The following is a 15,578-nucleotide window of genomic DNA, read 5'->3' on the forward strand; positions in this document are numbered from 1 at the left end:
TATACGCCCTACCCTTCTACTAATTCTTCTTTATTCACAAGTCTTTGTGCTACAGTTTCCGGTTGAACAGGAGCTAAAATAATATGATTACTGTCCATTACAATCACAGCTCGGGTTTTTCTTCCCTGCGTGGCATCAATTAAACTTCCGCGATCCTTCGCTTCTTGCACAATTCGTTTAATTGGTGCTGATTCCGGCTGAACGACAGAAATGATGCGATTAGAAGAAATAAAATTTCCAAATCCAACATTAATTAATTTACCGCTCATACAAAGCCCCCTACTGTATCCATATTGTGTCCGTCTATTCTGAAGGCTACTAGTAACTATTCAATATTTTGAACTTGTTCTTTCAAACGCTCTAGCTGCGTTTTCATATCGATGACACATTGAGCAATCTTACCATTATTCGCTTTCGCTCCAATTGTGTTCATTTCTCGATTTAACTCTTGCACAAGAAAATCAAGCTTTCTCCCGATAACATCGGTTGTATCAATTGTTTGAAAGAACTGAGTAAGATGACTGTGAATACGGGTTAATTCTTCATTAACGTCTGCTTTTTCAGCGAAAATAGCCACTTCTGCTAGCACTCGCTGTTCATCGATTGTACCTTCAAGATAGTCGGTTAATCTTTTTCTCAAGCGATCCTCATATTGCTCACTAACAGTCGGTGCAAGCGATTCTACTTCGTCGCGAAGCTGCTGGATGTTGGTGAGGTGCTGAACTAAATCTTGATATAATTCTTGCCCCTCTTTTTCACGCATCGTTAGCAGCTGACCTACTGCTTGTTCAACCGCTGTAAAAACCAGCTGGTGAATTGATGTTTGGTCTACTTCTTCTTCAGAAGTCGTCATTACGTCAGGCATATGCAGAATATCTTGAATTTCAACAGACTTGGAAAGCTGGTGACGCTCGCTAATTTCTTGGAAAGCTTTCATATACTCACCTAGCAACTCCCAATCCGTTTGTAACGTCTTTTTAGCTAATCCTTCACCTGAAATCGTAACAAATACTTCTACTCTACCACGTTTTATGTATGTTTGAATGATTTTTTTTATTTTATCTTCAATTTCCATTAATTGCCTTGGCATTCGCACAGTAATTTCACAAAAGCGATGATTTACCGATTTCATTTCTACCGTTACCGCTTGAACCTCATTATCTGCTCGTCCTCGGCCAAAACCTGTCATACTTCTTATCATTATCATCACATCCACTATGTACATCTTACAAAAAAAAAGAAATAAAAGAAAGTGTTACTCAAAAAAAGAGTAAAAGCAATGTACCTCACTCATTAAAAGCTGGTGAAAGCAAACCGTATGCTTCCACCAGTGCTTATTACTATATCATTAATTACGATTTTTTTCTTGTTAAAAGTGATCCCGCTAATAAAAATGTTGGAACACTTGCTAAACCTAAAATAATTAACCATTCCCTTGGCGCAATAGCCATCGTATGGAAGATTGGTTGTAAAGGTGGATAATAAATAACAACTAGCATTAGCAAAATTGATGAAATAACCGCACCAACTAAGTAAAGATTTTCAAAAGGATTCCGGTCGAAAATGGACTTCTCACTTCGACAGTCAAACACATGAATTAGCTGGGCCATGACAAGCGTAGCAAATGCTATCGTTTGAGCGTATTGTAAGTTATCAGGGTTGTTATCATAGACAATAATAAACGCAGCAAGGGTCGCTATTCCAATTAAAAACCCTCTACTTACTACCTTCCAACCAAGTCCGCGTGCAAACACCCCTTCTTTTGGATGCCTTGGTCTACGCTTCATTACATCGTCTTCAGGTTGATCTAACCCCAATGCCATCGCCGGAAGGCCATCCGTCACTAAGTTGACCCATAATATTTGAATGGGTACTAATGGAAGCGGCAGAGCTAGAATCATGGCAAACAACATTACAAGTATTTCTCCTACATTAGAAGCAAGTAGGTATCGGATGAATTTTCGAATATTTTCATAAATGTTTCGCCCTTCTTTAATCGCTGATTTAATCGTTGCAAAGTTATCATCTAGCAGCACCAGCGCTGAGGCTTCTTTAGCAACGTCCGTTCCTGTAATTCCCATTGCTATGCCAATGTCGGCTGCTTTAATTGCAGGTGCGTCGTTTACACCGTCACCTGTCATAGCCACAACGTGGTCTTTTGCTTGTAACGCTTTAACAATCTTTAATTTATGCTCAGGCGATACGCGTGCATAAACATATACATCATCTACTACGTCTTCAAGCTCCGACTGTGACATTGTATTTAACGTATGGCCTTCTAGTACTCGTCCTCCCTTTGGTAAAATCCCAAGCTGCTTGGCAATCGCTTCAGCGGTTATCACATGATCTCCTGTAATCATAACCGTTTTAATGCCAGCATCTCGGCATTCTTTTACAGCCTGCTTTACTTCAGGTCGTGGAGGGTCAATCATCCCTTGAAGTCCTAAAAACACAAGCTCTTTTTCAGCTGCTTGTTCAGTAGTAATGGTTTCGTACGATTCAAGCGGGCGATAAGCAACCGCAATCGTTCGAAGTGCCTGGCTCGCTAGAGAATGGATGGCGTTTTGCACTTCTTCACGACCGCTAGGAGACAGCTGTTGATGACGATTTTCCCATACAATTGACTTGCTATTTGTTAGTAGAATATCTGGTGCACCCTTTGTCACCACATAGCGCTTGTTATCCTTGCCTTCTATCACCACACTCATCATCTTCCTAGTAGAATCAAAGGGAAACTCTTCAATAACTTTAAAGTCTCCTTTTACATTTTGACGGGTAAAGTTCGCTTTCATTGCGGCTACAACTAAAGCGGCTTCTGTAGGATCACCATCGACTACATAATCTTTGTCTTTTTTCGTAACCGTTGTTTGATTACATAATAGGCCGAACAGCAACAGCTGCTGCAGCGGTTTTTCTCGACTAACATTAACTTCTTTCCCCTCAGCAGAAAACGTACCGCTTGGGTCATAGCCTGTTCCAGATAAATTCCACGTTTTCCCACCTGACCACAAGTGAGTAACGGTCATCTTGTTTTGAGTAAGCGTTCCCGTTTTATCTGAGCAAATAACAGATGCACAGCCCAGTGTTTCAACAGCTGGAAGCTTCCGAACAATGGATTTTTGTTTAATCATTCGCTGAACGCCCAATGATAAAGCAACGGTTACAATTGCTGGCAATCCTTCTGGAATTGCAGCAACGGCTAGTGATACGCCTGCTAAGAACATCGTATATAAATCATGCCCTTGCAAGACACCAATTCCCACTACAAGAACAGTTAATAAAAGCGCAACAATAATGAGAATTTTCCCAAGCTGCTCAAGTTTTCGTTGCAGTGGGGTAATCACTGCTTCTGCATTTTGTAATAAGTCGGCGATTTGTCCCATGGCAGTCTTCATACCTGTCCCTACTACAACTCCAACACCGCTTCCACGCGTCACAAGCGTCCCCATAAATGCCATGTTCTCTTGATCTCCAAGTGGAATTTCATTTCCTTCTAATACGCGCGTATACTTTGGAACAGGGACAGATTCACCTGTCAGCGCTGATTCTTCAATTTCTAAACTTTTAGCATCAATAAGACGAATATCAGCACCAATCCGATCACCACTTCCAAACTTGACAATGTCTCCCACTACCAGTTCTCTAGAAAGAGTCTTTGACCACTTACCGTCTCGTAAAGCAAGTACCTGCGGCGCCGATAATTCCTTCAGTGCATTAAGTGACTTTTCAGCACGACGTTCTTGAAAGAATCCAAGAAACCCATTAATCACGACAATCGCAATAATGGCAATAGCATCAATATACTCTCCTAATAAGCCCGATATTAGCGTAGCTGCTAATAAAACCAAAACCATAAAATCTTTAAACTGTTCCAAGAATACGAGCAGCGCAGACTGCTTTTCACCTTCAGCAAGCTCATTGAAACCTTCTTGCTTTTGCCTCAATGCGACTTCTTTTGCAGTTAATCCATTTTCTTTATCTGTTTTTGTCACTTCTAATGTTGCTCGCTCACTCAGCTCATACCATTTCATCGCATTCCTTCACACCCTTTTGTTTGTAAATGAGTCACATAGATTGTTACAATGTTATATCGTATGCTTATTCAGACTCGTCCTAAAAAATGCTATACTTTTACGAAGGACTATTTTTGAAACATTAAAGGATGTGAACAACATGTCATTTGACGGAATCTTTACATACGGAATCTTACAAGAATTAGATAACGCATTAACATCCGGTCGAATCGCAAAAGTCTATCAACCATTTCCAAATGAACTAATTTTACAAGTTCGAGCGAAGGGGGAAAATCGGAAGCTATTTATTTCAACTCACCCCAATTACGCACGCGTTCACTTTACAAATGAAACATATGAAAACCCGGCTGAACCGCCAATGTTTTGCATGCTTCTTCGTAAACATCTAGAAGGAAATATTATTGAACGAATCTACCAGCTAGGGCTCGATCGTATTCTCGTTATTGAAACAAAAGGTCGCAACGAAATTGGAGATGTAACATCTAAGCAGCTTATTATTGAAATTATGGGTCGCCACAGCAACATCATGCTTGTGGATAAAGAAACAAATATCATTATCGATAGCATCAAGCACATTCCAATGGCGTTAAATCGTCACCGTACGCTACTGCCTGGTGCAACTTATGTACTGCCACCAAATCAAGAAAAGCTAGATCCTTTTGAAGCGGATGAAGAAATGGTTTTAAGAAGTTTAGACTTCAACAGTGGAAAGATTGGCAATCAGCTCGTTCAAGCTTTCGCTGGGCTCTCACCGTTGCTTGCCAATGAAATTGTCTATCGCGCTGGTCTGGCCAATCAAACTACGTTACCCAAAGCGTTTATTAATACAATGAGTGCCATTCAAAACGGCAACATGCAGCCAACCCTCACTTCGGTGCAAGGAAAAGATTACTTTCACCTTCTGTCTCTTAGCCACTTACAAGGTGAAGAAAAGACGTTCCCAACCATTAGTGAACTTTTAGACCGCTTCTATTATGGAAAAGCAGAGCGCGATCGCGTTAAGCAACAAGCACATGATTTACTTCAGTTCATGACAACTGAAAAAAAGAAAAATGAAAAGAAAATTAATAAGTTGCAAAGAACGCTACAGCAGGCTGAAAAAGCCGGTGAATACCAACTTGCAGGAGAGCTTTTAACGTCGCATTTACACCTCGTTAAAAAAGGAGATACAACCGTTGATGTCATAAACTACTATGATGAAAAGGGTGGGACGCTAACAATTGAGCTTGATCCTCAAAAAACGCCTGCTCAAAATGCGCAGAGCTACTTTACTAAATATCAAAAAGCAAAGAATTCAGTAGCAATTGTTCATGAACAAATTGAAAAAGCCCAACAAGAAATTGTCTACTTTGAATCTTTACTGCAGCAAATGGAGACAGCTTCTCACAAAGATATTGCTGAAATTCGCGAGGAGCTTGTAGAAGAAGGCTATCTACGCAATCGCCAGCAAAAGAAAAATAAAAAGCAAAAGAATTCAACTCCAACGCTTGAGCAATATAAAGCAAGTGACGGTACCGTTATCTTGGTCGGCAAAAACAACAAACAAAACGAATACTTAACGAATAAGCTGGCAGCCAGAGACCATCTTTGGTTTCATACAAAAGATACACCTGGGTCCCACGTCGTTATTCGTGACGCTGAGCCAACAGAAGAAACCATTCTTGAAGCTGCTCACCTTGCAGCTTACTTCAGCAAGGCGAAAAATTCCAGCTCCGTACCGGTTGACTTTACAAAGATTCGCCATGTAAAGAAACCGAATGGTGCTAAACCTGGTTTTGTTACTTACGACAATCAGCAAACGGTTTACGTAACGCCAAATGAAGAGCTTGTATTAAAATTAAGAGATTAATTTCAGCATAAAAAAGCGTGTCCGTCATATCATGGACACGCTTTTTCATTTAGGTTAAACCGTTTCTTCAGCTGTCATCCAAGCTGGATCTGAAGGGTTTTCTCTCCATTTAAAGAGCTTTTTCATTGCAGCTTCCTGGATGTATCCTGCTTCACTTGCCGCTTCTACAAGCGTTGAATAATCCGTTAATGAGTAAACCTGCAAACCTTCTTCTTTAAATAACTGACGCGCTTTTTCCAGTTCGTATGTAAAGATAGATACGACACCCAGTACGTTGCAGCCTTGTTCTTTTAACGCATTCACTGCTGTCAGAACACTGCCCCCAGTTGAGATTAAGTCTTCAATTACAACGACCTTTTGACCTTCTTTTACTTTTCCTTCAATTTGGTTACCACGACCATGTCCCTTCGCTTTACTGCGAACATAGCACATCGGTAACTCAAGCGCTTCGCTCACCCACGCTGCATGTGGAATTCCAGCCGTTGCCGTTCCTGCAATTACTTCTGCATTTGCAAAATATGTTTTAATCAAACTTTGCAAACCTTTAGCAATCTCTTTTCGAACACCTGGATAAGATAGCGTTAGGCGATTATCACAATAGATGGGAGATTTAATTCCAGAAGCCCATGTAAATGGGTGATCTGGTTGAAGGCTAACTGCCTGGATATCAATTAGTTGTTTGGCGATTTCTTTTCGTAAGTTTGTCATTGTGATACATGCTCCCCTTTCCATTGCTTTAACATTTGGTAATAAGCTTCTACTGGATTGCTTGCGTTTGTCACAGAGCGTCCTACTACAATAGCACTTGCCCCGTATTCTCTCGCAAGCTCAGGTGTTGCTACTCGTACTTGATCATCATTTGAATCAAGCGCCATTCGAATTCCAGGCGTTACGGTTAAAAACGATTTACCTACAGCCTTACGTATGCTTGGCACTTCATGAGTTGAGCATACCACACCATCTAATTTGCTTTGATGAGCAAGAGAAGCATAATGTGTTACAACTTCTTGCATTGAATGTGTAATAAGCTGCTGCTCTTTCAACATTGTATCAGATGTGCTTGTGAGCTGAGTCACTGCGATGCATAGCGGGCGCTGTTTACCAGCAGAAGTACCTGCTTCCAGCCCTTCAAGAGCCGATTGCATCATGTGTGTACCTCCGGCCGCATGAACGTTCACTAAATCAACGTCTAGAGAAGCCAATGATTTCATTCCATTTTTCACTGTATTCGGAATATCATGAAGCTTCAAGTCTAGAAAAATTTCATGTCCCTGCTCTTTTAAATAAGAAACGATTGCTAACCCTTCTTTATAGAAAAGCTCCATTCCTACTTTCACATAAAGAGACTCTCCTTGAAACGGTGCTAAAAAATTTTTCACATCATGAAGTGATGAAAAATCAAGAGCAATGATAAACGGCTTTTTCATGTTTTTTCCAGCTCCTTCCTACACATTCAGATACATGCTCATACCCTAAAGAATTAATTAATTTTGGCAGCTCATCGATGATAGTTGGACAGACGTAAGGATCTACAAAGTTTGCTGTTCCTACTGCAACTGCGCTCGCACCTGCGTATAAAAATTCCAACGCATCTTCAGCCGTCGTCACTCCACCCATTCCAATGATTGGAATATTTACTTTTTGGCTCACTTCATGCACCATACGAATAGCTACTGGCTTAATTGCCGGACCTGATAATCCGCCAGTTCCGTTTGCTAACACCGGCTGTGCCGTTTTTAAATCAAGACGCATTCCCAAAAGCGTATTAATCATCGTTAATCCATCTGCTCCCGCTGATTCTACTGCTGTAGCCATCCCTACAATATTTGACACGTTCGGAGATAACTTAACGTATACAGGCACTTCCGATACCTCTTTTACCGCTTTTGTTAAGCGAGCAGCAATCACTGGATCAACGCCAAAAGCGATGCCACCTTCTTTTACGTTTGGACATGAAATATTTAACTCTAATGCTTTTACATTTGAAGCAGTTGAAATCTTCTTTGCCACTTCTACGTACTCTTCAACAGATGCACCTGCAACGTTTGCAATAATGGGTACATCGTATTTTTGAAGCCATACTAACTCTTCTGACATAACTTTTTCTAACCCTGGGTTTTGTAATCCAATTGCATTTAGCATCCCTGCTTGGGTTTCTGCCACGCGCGGTGTTGGATTTCCAAACCTTATTTCCGCAGTTGTAGCTTTAATCATGATAGCTCCAAGCGTATCCAATGAATAAAACTGTGCATACTCTCTTCCAAACCCAAAGCATCCCGAAGCTGGCATGATGGGATTTTTTAAATTTAATCCTGGTAATTTCGTTTGAAGCATGTTCATAAAAGCACCTCCCCTGCTTGGAAAACGGGTCCATCACTACAAATTTTCTTATATGCATTAGACTCTTCAGCTTGACGACATACACATGCAAAACAAGCTCCAATTCCACAGCCCATTCTTTCCTCTAATGAAATATAAAGGGGCTTATCGCTATAGTTTGCTTCTAAAGCGCGTAGCATGGGCGTTGGGCCACAAGAAAACATCGTGTCGTACGGCAGTTGAAGTCGATCAATTACGTCCGTTACAAACCCTTTTGTACCCAAAGTTCCGTCCACCGTTGCAATATGCGTGTCTCCTAGTTCGTTAAATTCTTCTTCATAAAACACATCCGCAGCTGACTGAAATCCAAGTACATGAACAACCTTGATTCCTTTTGCCATTAAGCGTTTGGACAGCTCGTATAGAGGAGGAACTCCAATCCCTCCACCTACCAATACAGCTGTTTTCCCACTTTCTAGCACATCTGTCGGAAACCCGTGACCTAAAGGTCCTAACACATCTACTGCTTCGCCTGACTGCTTGCTAGCAAGTAGCTTTGTTCCTGCACCTTCCGCACGATAAATCATCTTAAACTCATTTGCATGTTGGTTAATTTCAGCGATGCTAATCGGCCTTCTTAGAAGGGGTAAATACTGATTCTCAACGCGAATGTGAACGAACTGACCAGGCTCATTCATGAAACGAACAAGCTCGCCTTTCAGTGTTAATTCGTAAACGTTATGAGTTAAAGGACGCTGCTTGACGACTTGCATCATTTCATGTTTTTTCATACAGTTGTCACCTCACGAGCTGGGCGCGCTTCTTTCATCGGTACGGTGTGGAAGCTAATTGTTTCAAGTACGCGTAGAATTGCTTCTGCTGTATCTAGTGACGTTAAGCAAGGTACGCCATTTTCAACTGCTTCACGACGAATTTTAAATCCATCACGAGCCGGTTGCTTACCTTTTGTTAATGTGTTAACCACAAGCTGCGCTTCACCTGTGCGAATGACATCAAGTAGGTTATGATCTTGGTCGTGAATTTTGTTTACCACTTTCACGCGAATGTTTTCTTTTTCGAATACTTCTGCTGTTCCTTCTGTTGCAATAACTTGATAACCGATATTGGCAAAGCGTTTTGCAAGCTCTGTTGCTTCTTCTTTGTCTTTATCTGCTACCGTCATCAGTACTGAGCCGTATGGTTTGATTGACATTCCCGACGCAATTAAGCCTTTGTAAAGAGCTTTTTCATACGTAGAATCTTGTCCCATTACTTCACCCGTTGACTTCATTTCTGGTCCAAGCGTAATATCAACACGGCGTAGCTTCGCAAATGAGAACACCGGTACTTTTACATACACGCCTTCTTCTTCTGGATGTAGACCAGACTCGTAGCCGAGATCTTTTAGGCTTGTTCCTAAAATCACTTTTGTCGCAACATTAGCCATTGGAATGCGCGTAATTTTACTTAAGAACGGTACCGTACGACTTGAGCGTGGGTTTACTTCTAGTACATAAACCTCCCCTTTTGATAGAACAAACTGAATGTTCAGCAGTCCGATAATATTTAAGCCTTTCGCAATTCTTGTTGTATAGTCGATAATCGTGTTTTTTACTTCCTCTGATAATGTTTGAGGAGGGTAGACTGCAATTGAATCACCTGAGTGGACACCTGCGCGCTCTACGTGCTCCATAATTCCTGGAATAACCACTGTTTCACCATCAGAGATTGCATCTACTTCAATCTCTTTACCCGTTAAGTAACGGTCGATTAAAACAGGATGGTCTGCGTGTACTTTTACTGCATTTTTCATGTAATGCAGCAGCTCTTCTTCTTTGTATACAATTTCCATTGCACGTCCACCTAGTACATAAGAAGGACGAACAAGAACTGGATAGCCGATTTCACTTGCAACAACGACTGCTTCTTCAACTGAAGTTACAGTTTTACCTAAGGGTTGCGGTACATCTAATCGAGCAAGCGTTGCTTCAAACTTTTTACGATCTTCGGCTGCATCTAAGCTTTCTAGAGATGTTCCTAAGATTTTTACACCTCTTGCTGCAAGCTCTTCTGCTAGATTGATAGCTGTTTGTCCACCGAACTGAACAACCACACCTTCTGGCTTTTCTAAGTCGATAATATGCATTACATCTTCTACCGTAAGCGGCTCAAAATATAATTTATCTGAGATACTGAAGTCAGTCGAAACGGTTTCTGGATTGTTGTTAACAATGATTGCTTCGTAACCAGCCTCTTTAATTGCCCATACGGAATGCACCGTCGCATAGTCGAATTCAATTCCTTGACCGATACGAATCGGACCAGATCCTAACACCATCACACTCTTGCGCTCCGTTACGGTTGACTCGTTTTCCTCTTCAAATGTCCCATAGAAGTAAGGTGTGCTTGATTCAAACTCTGCTGCGCATGTATCAACTGTTTTATAAACTGGTGTTACGCCATTTTGCTTGCGGAAATCATATACTTCACGCTCTGATTGATTCCACAGCTTCGCAATGGTATCATCTGCAAATCCCATTTCTTTTGCTTTCTGTAACACTTCAATATTATGAATCTCTTCTTTTAACACAGCTTCAAATGCAATTATTCGTTCAAGCTTCACTAAGAAGAATAAGTCAATCTTACTCCAATCGTGGATCTGCTCGATCGTTACGCCGCGACGAATCGCTTCAGCGATGTAGAATAAACGCTCATCGCCTGCTTTACGAATTCGCTTTTCAATGATTTCATCGCTAAACTCATGCGCGTCTTTAAGCTCTAAGTGATGAACATTTGCTTCTAGCGAACGAACAGCCTTTAGAAGTGACTCTTCAAACGTACGACCAATTGCCATTACTTCGCCTGTTGCTTTCATTTGTGTTCCAAGCTTACGGTTAGCTGATTCAAATTTATCAAACGGCCAGCGTGGAATTTTTGATACGATGTAATCAAGCGCTGGTTCAAAGCATGCATACGTTTTTCCTGTAACAGGATTCATCATTTCATCCAGAGTTAATCCAACAGCAATTTTAGCTGCTAGCTTTGCAATTGGATATCCTGTCGCTTTCGATGCAAGTGCTGAAGAACGGCTTACGCGCGGATTTACTTCAATGACATAGTATTGAAAGCTTTCTGGGTCAAGCGCTAGCTGAACGTTACATCCACCTTCAATCTTTAATGCTCGAATAATCGTTAGTGAAGCATTTCGTAATAGCTGATATTCACGATCGCTTAACGTTTGACTTGGTGCTACAACGATAGAATCACCCGTGTGAATCCCTACTGGGTCAAAGTTTTCCATGTTACATACAACAATTGCATTATCGTTTGCATCACGCATTACTTCATATTCAATTTCCTTAAATCCAGCAATACTTTTTTCTAATAGACATTGCGTTACCGGACTGTTTTTCAAACCGCTTGTGACAATTTCAATGAGTTCTTGTTCATTATGACAAATACCGCCGCCTGTTCCGCCTAACGTGTATGCTGGACGAACAATAACTGGATAATCTACTTGTTCAACGAATGAATATGCTTCGTCAAGCGTATGGATAATTTCACTTGCTGGAACCGGCTGGTTTAGGTCGTTCATTAGAGAGCGGAACTGCTCACGATCTTCTGCTTGTTCAATAGCTGATAACTTTGTACCAAGAATTTCAACGTTAAATTCTTCTAAAATACCTGTGTTGTGAAGCTCAACAGCTAAGTTTAGTCCCGTTTGTCCTCCAAGTGTTGGGAGTAACGCATCTGGGCGCTCTTTACGAATAATTGAACTTACAAACTCAACCGTTAGAGGTTCGATATATACTTTATCTGCCATCTCGGAATCCGTCATAATCGTTGCAGGGTTGGAGTTTACAAGAATAACTTTGTACCCTTCTTCTTTTAATGCAATACATGCTTGTGCACCAGCATAATCAAATTCTGCTGCTTGACCAATGACGATTGGACCTGATCCGATTACTAAAATAGTTTGAATATCTTGACGTTTTGGCATTAGCAATTACCTACTTTCTGATTGTTTTTCATAAGTTCCATAAATTCATTAAATAATCCGTTTGCGTCCTCTGGTCCAGGTGATGCTTCTGGATGATATTGTACGGTGAACGCTGGATACTTCGTATGTTTAACTCCTTCAACTGTTCCATCATTTAACGCGATATGCGTAACTTCTAAATCCGTGTTTTCTAGTGATGCTTCACGCACCGTATAGCCATGGTTTTGAGAAGTAAGAGCAACTTTGTTTGTTCGTAAATCTTTTACAGGATGATTAGAACCTCTATGACCAAACTTCATTTTCTCTGTATCTGCCCCGCAGGCTAATGAAAATAATTGATGTCCTAAACAAATTCCGAACAAAGGTACTTTTCCTAAAATTCCGTTAATCATATCGATAGCTTCCGGCACATCTTTTGGATCTCCAGGTCCATTGCTCAGCATAATCCCATCTGGGTTCAAGCGAAGAACCTCTTCTGCAGTCACGTTGTAAGGAACTACGATGACGTCACACTGGCGAGCCGTTAATTCTCTAAGAATCCCGTGCTTCATTCCATAGTCAACTAGTACTACTTTTTGACCGCGTCCTGGGCTTGGATATGCATTTGTTGTTGATACTTTTTTAACTGAATCTGTTGGCAAGCTGTAGTTTTTAAGACCTGTAACTACCTCTTCTACGTTCACGTCCATCCCGCATACTCGACCGCGAAGCGCACCGTGCTGGCGAATTTTACGCGTTAGTTTACGCGTATCAATTCCAGCTAAACCAGGAATGTCTTTTTGTTTCAAAAACTCATCAACTGAAAGTTCACTTCTGAAATTTGATGGGACTTCGCAAACTTCTTTCACAATTAAACCATGCACAGCTGGTTCAATCGATTCAAAATCATCGCGATTAATTCCGTAGTTTCCAATCATAGGATATGTTAAAGTGACGATTTGTGCGCAGTAAGAGGGATCTGATAAAATTTCTTGATATCCCGTCATGCCTGTATTAAAGACAACTTCTCCCGTCATCTCTCTTTCGCTGCCAAATCCTTCTCCAATAAATACTGTTCCATCTTCTAAAATTAGTTGACGTTGCATACTTTAACATCCTCCCATACTTGTTTACCTTCTACTAATGTCATGATTGGCCAGCCCTTGCAAGACCAGTTTGCAAATGGTGTATTTTTACCTTTTGATACAAATTCTGCTGGATTAATCTTTCTTTCTGTTTCTAAATCAATGAGCGTCAAATCTGCTGGTTTTCCAACTTCAAGCGTTCCGTATGGAAGCTTAAACGTTTCTGCCGGCTTATTCGTTAAGTACGAAATGAGCTGCTCTAATGTAATGACTCCTTTTAAAACTAAGTTTGTATAAAGAAGTGGAAACGCGGTTTCAAGCCCAACAATTCCAAACGGAGCAAGCTCCATCCCTTCCGCTTTTTCTTCAGCCGTATGCGGCGCATGGTCTGTTGCAATGAAATCAAGCGTTCCGTCTAATAACGCTTCAATTAGCGCTTGTTGATCTTCTTTTCCGCGAAGTGGCGGGTTCATTTTGAAGTTAGCATCAAGCGATGGAATATCTTCTTCGCTTAATAAAAGGTGATGCGGCGTTACTTCGGCAGTTACGCGAATGCCTGCTTTTTTCGCATCGCGAATTGTACGAATGGACTCTTTTGTACTTACATGACATACATGGTAGTGACAGCCTGCTTCTTCCGCTAGTAGAACATCTCTTGCAATCTGCACGGCTTCACAAATAGATGGAATGCCGTTAAGCCCATGCTCTTTTGCAAACTTTCCGTCATGTACACACCCTTTGTTAATAAGTTCATTATCTTCACAATGTGCAACAATTGCTTTGTCTAGTTCAGCAGCTGTTTTCATTGCTTCTAGCATCTTTCCTGTCGACTGGACACCCACACCATCATCTGTAAAAGCAAATGCTCCGGCTTCTTTTAACCCTTCAAAGTTTGTAAGATCTTTTCCAAGCTGACGAATTGTAATGGATGCATAAGGTAGCACACGTACATGGGCTGTTTCTTCAATTTGTTTATTCAGCCATTCCATTTGTTCAACAGTATCTGGTACCGGGCGGGTATTTGGCATAGCTGCAATTGCGGTAAATCCACCTTTGGCAGCTGCTAACGTTCCCGTTTCAATTGTTTCTTTCTTTTCTCCACCAGGCTCTCTTAAATGAACATGCACATCAATAAAACCTGGTGCTACTAAATGACCGTTTGCATCAATAACCTCTTCATCCGTTGCGGGAATTTCGCTTGCAATTTCAGTGATTATGCCATTTTCAATCTTTAATTCAATTCTTTCACGCTTTCCCTCAGTTAACCATGTAGCATTTTTGATAATTGTTTTCATCATTCATTCCCCTTTCAACTGATTGTAATGATCGTGCTAAAACAGCCATTCGGATGTAAACGCCGTTTTCCATTTGTTTAAAAATTCTTGAGCGTTGACACTCAACTAGTTCATCCGCAATTTCTACCCCGCGGTTGACTGGAGCCGGGTGTAAGATAATGCTGCCATTTTTCATACTTTTCTCTCGCTCAACCGTAAGGCCGTAGCGACTGTGATATTCTTCCTCTAAAGTAGAGTGGTTCTTTGAATGCCTTTCAAACTGAATTCGAAGTAACATCACCACATCAACAGTTTGTATAGCCTCATCCACGCCTATATATGTACCATATGGATTTGACTCATCTCGCCACTCTTCTGGTCCAGCGAAATAAACCGTTGCGCCTAGTTTTGTTAACATTTCAGCGTTTGAACGGGCAACGCGACTATGCCTCAAATCCCCCATAATGGCAATTTTTAAGCCTTTGAAAGACCCAAACTCTTGCTGAATCGTGAGTAAATCCAGCAGGCACTGCGTTGGATGCTGACCACAGCCATCCCCTGCATTAAGAATTGGAATCGATACTTGTTCTTGAAGTTTTTCATAATAGCGATCTTCTGGATGGCGAATGACCACCGATTGAACTCCAATGGCTGCTAGCGTCTCAATGGTGTCGTAAAGAGTTTCTCCTTTTTGGACACTTGACGTTGTCACTTCAAAAGGGATGGTTGTTAAACCTAACTTTTGCTCAGCCATTTCAAAACTGCAGCGCGTTCTCGTGCTCGCTTCAAAAAATAGGTTCGCCACAAACATCTTTTCCTTCGGGTACCACCCTCGTTGATTTACTCGATAGTTTTCAGCATCACTTAAGATTTGTAGAATTTCATTTACTTCTAGCGTTGAGACTGTCACTAAATGTTTCATATCGATTCCCTCCATTTTGTTTCATCTCATTCACTTTTTATAAAATTGAACTTCCATCAGTGAAGACTTTCTTCATCTCTACTGATTGTTAGTTAAACTTGTTAAACGTTATTTAG

General features: G+C 41.0%; 12 protein-coding genes. 1 reads left to right on the forward strand and 11 read right to left on the reverse strand.

Annotation, left to right across the window (positions count from 1 at the left end; all coding sequences use genetic code 11):
* Positions 1 to 8: 8 nt before the first annotated feature.
* The 3 genes from remA to AS180_RS01070 form a co-directional block, all read right to left on the reverse strand.
* Positions 9 to 269: an extracellular matrix/biofilm regulator RemA gene (remA, locus tag AS180_RS01060; RefSeq protein ID WP_025909043.1), complete on the reverse strand. Its 261-nt coding sequence runs from the start codon at positions 267 to 269 to the stop codon at positions 9 to 11.
* A gap of 56 nt (positions 270 to 325) precedes the next feature.
* Positions 326 to 1,201 carry a YicC/YloC family endoribonuclease gene (locus AS180_RS01065; protein ID WP_025909044.1) on the reverse strand — a complete coding sequence of 292 codons (876 nt, stop codon included), beginning with the start codon at positions 1,199 to 1,201 and terminating at the stop codon, positions 326 to 328.
* Between the two features lie 151 nt (positions 1,202 to 1,352).
* Entirely contained in the window at positions 1,353 to 4,031 is a 2,679-nt protein-coding gene (locus AS180_RS01070) for a calcium-translocating P-type ATPase, SERCA-type (protein ID WP_062686226.1), read from the reverse strand.
* A gap of 142 nt (positions 4,032 to 4,173) precedes the next feature.
* Here AS180_RS01070 and AS180_RS01075 point away from each other — a divergent pair, with 142 nt between their 5' ends.
* Positions 4,174 to 5,883 (forward strand): Rqc2 family fibronectin-binding protein, encoded by a 1,710-nt coding sequence (locus AS180_RS01075; protein WP_062686227.1) that lies wholly within the window; start codon positions 4,174 to 4,176, stop codon positions 5,881 to 5,883.
* A 54-nt stretch (positions 5,884 to 5,937) separates the two neighbouring features.
* Here AS180_RS01075 and pyrE read toward each other — a convergent pair whose 3' ends face one another.
* From pyrE to AS180_RS01115, 8 genes are read right to left on the reverse strand one after another with little or no spacing between them, the layout of a single operon-like run.
* Positions 5,938 to 6,591, reverse strand: a complete 654-nt coding sequence (gene pyrE / locus AS180_RS01080; protein ID WP_025909047.1) for an orotate phosphoribosyltransferase — start codon at positions 6,589 to 6,591, stop codon at positions 5,938 to 5,940.
* On the reverse strand, positions 6,588 to 7,310 hold the full coding sequence (gene pyrF / locus AS180_RS01085; protein WP_025909048.1) for an orotidine-5'-phosphate decarboxylase: 723 nt from the start codon (positions 7,308 to 7,310) through the stop codon (positions 6,588 to 6,590). Before pyrF ends, pyrE begins: the two co-directional genes overlap by 4 nt.
* Positions 7,282 to 8,223, reverse strand: coding sequence for a dihydroorotate dehydrogenase (locus AS180_RS01090; protein WP_025909049.1), 942 nt, complete (start codon positions 8,221 to 8,223; stop codon positions 7,282 to 7,284). The genes pyrF and AS180_RS01090 overlap by 29 nt, the downstream gene beginning before the upstream one ends.
* Positions 8,220 to 8,993: a dihydroorotate dehydrogenase electron transfer subunit gene (locus tag AS180_RS01095; RefSeq protein WP_025909050.1), complete on the reverse strand. Its 774-nt coding sequence runs from the start codon at positions 8,991 to 8,993 to the stop codon at positions 8,220 to 8,222. The genes AS180_RS01090 and AS180_RS01095 overlap by 4 nt, the downstream gene beginning before the upstream one ends.
* A complete protein-coding gene (gene carB / locus AS180_RS01100) occupies positions 8,990 to 12,202 on the reverse strand; it encodes a carbamoyl-phosphate synthase large subunit (RefSeq protein ID WP_025909051.1) in 3,213 nt (1,070 codons plus the stop codon). Before carB ends, AS180_RS01095 begins: the two co-directional genes overlap by 4 nt.
* Positions 12,202 to 13,287: a carbamoyl phosphate synthase small subunit gene (locus AS180_RS01105; RefSeq protein WP_025909052.1), complete on the reverse strand. Its 1,086-nt coding sequence runs from the start codon at positions 13,285 to 13,287 to the stop codon at positions 12,202 to 12,204. The genes carB and AS180_RS01105 overlap by 1 nt, the downstream gene beginning before the upstream one ends.
* A complete protein-coding gene (locus AS180_RS01110; protein WP_025909053.1) occupies positions 13,272 to 14,561 on the reverse strand; it encodes a dihydroorotase in 1,290 nt (429 codons plus the stop codon). Before AS180_RS01110 ends, AS180_RS01105 begins: the two co-directional genes overlap by 16 nt.
* Positions 14,524 to 15,462 (reverse strand): aspartate carbamoyltransferase catalytic subunit, encoded by a 939-nt coding sequence (locus tag AS180_RS01115; RefSeq protein WP_025909054.1) that lies wholly within the window; start codon positions 15,460 to 15,462, stop codon positions 14,524 to 14,526. The genes AS180_RS01110 and AS180_RS01115 overlap by 38 nt, the downstream gene beginning before the upstream one ends.
* Positions 15,463 to 15,578: the final 116 nt, after the last annotated feature.

The organism is Priestia veravalensis, from assembly GCF_001457055.1.
Taxonomy (GTDB): domain Bacteria; phylum Bacillota; class Bacilli; order Bacillales; family Bacillaceae_H; genus Priestia; species Priestia flexa.

What these genes read in the sequence shown, in the direction of transcription:
- AS180_RS01065 (WP_025909044.1), bottom strand. Translation starts at nt 1,201, where the DNA reads ATGATAAGAAGTATGACAGGTTTTGGCCGAGGACGAGCAGATAATGAG.
- AS180_RS01105 (WP_025909052.1), bottom strand. Translation starts at nt 13,287, where the DNA reads ATGCAACGTCAACTAATTTTAGAAGATGGAACAGTATTTATTGGAGAA.
- pyrF (WP_025909048.1), bottom strand. Translation starts at nt 7,310, where the DNA reads ATGAAAAAGCCGTTTATCATTGCTCTTGATTTTTCATCACTTCATGAT.
- AS180_RS01070 (WP_062686226.1), bottom strand. Translation starts at nt 4,031, where the DNA reads ATGAAATGGTATGAGCTGAGTGAGCGAGCAACATTAGAAGTGACAAAA.
- AS180_RS01115 (WP_025909054.1), bottom strand. Translation starts at nt 15,462, where the DNA reads ATGAAACATTTAGTGACAGTCTCAACGCTAGAAGTAAATGAAATTCTA.
- AS180_RS01075 (WP_062686227.1), top strand. Translation starts at nt 4,174, where the DNA reads ATGTCATTTGACGGAATCTTTACATACGGAATCTTACAAGAATTAGAT.
- remA (WP_025909043.1), bottom strand. Translation starts at nt 269, where the DNA reads ATGAGCGGTAAATTAATTAATGTTGGATTTGGAAATTTTATTTCTTCT.
- AS180_RS01110 (WP_025909053.1), bottom strand. Translation starts at nt 14,561, where the DNA reads ATGAAAACAATTATCAAAAATGCTACATGGTTAACTGAGGGAAAGCGT.
- AS180_RS01090 (WP_025909049.1), bottom strand. Translation starts at nt 8,223, where the DNA reads ATGAACATGCTTCAAACGAAATTACCAGGATTAAATTTAAAAAATCCC.
- carB (WP_025909051.1), bottom strand. Translation starts at nt 12,202, where the DNA reads ATGCCAAAACGTCAAGATATTCAAACTATTTTAGTAATCGGATCAGGT.
- pyrE (WP_025909047.1), bottom strand. Translation starts at nt 6,591, where the DNA reads ATGACAAACTTACGAAAAGAAATCGCCAAACAACTAATTGATATCCAG.
- AS180_RS01095 (WP_025909050.1), bottom strand. Translation starts at nt 8,993, where the DNA reads ATGAAAAAACATGAAATGATGCAAGTCGTCAAGCAGCGTCCTTTAACT.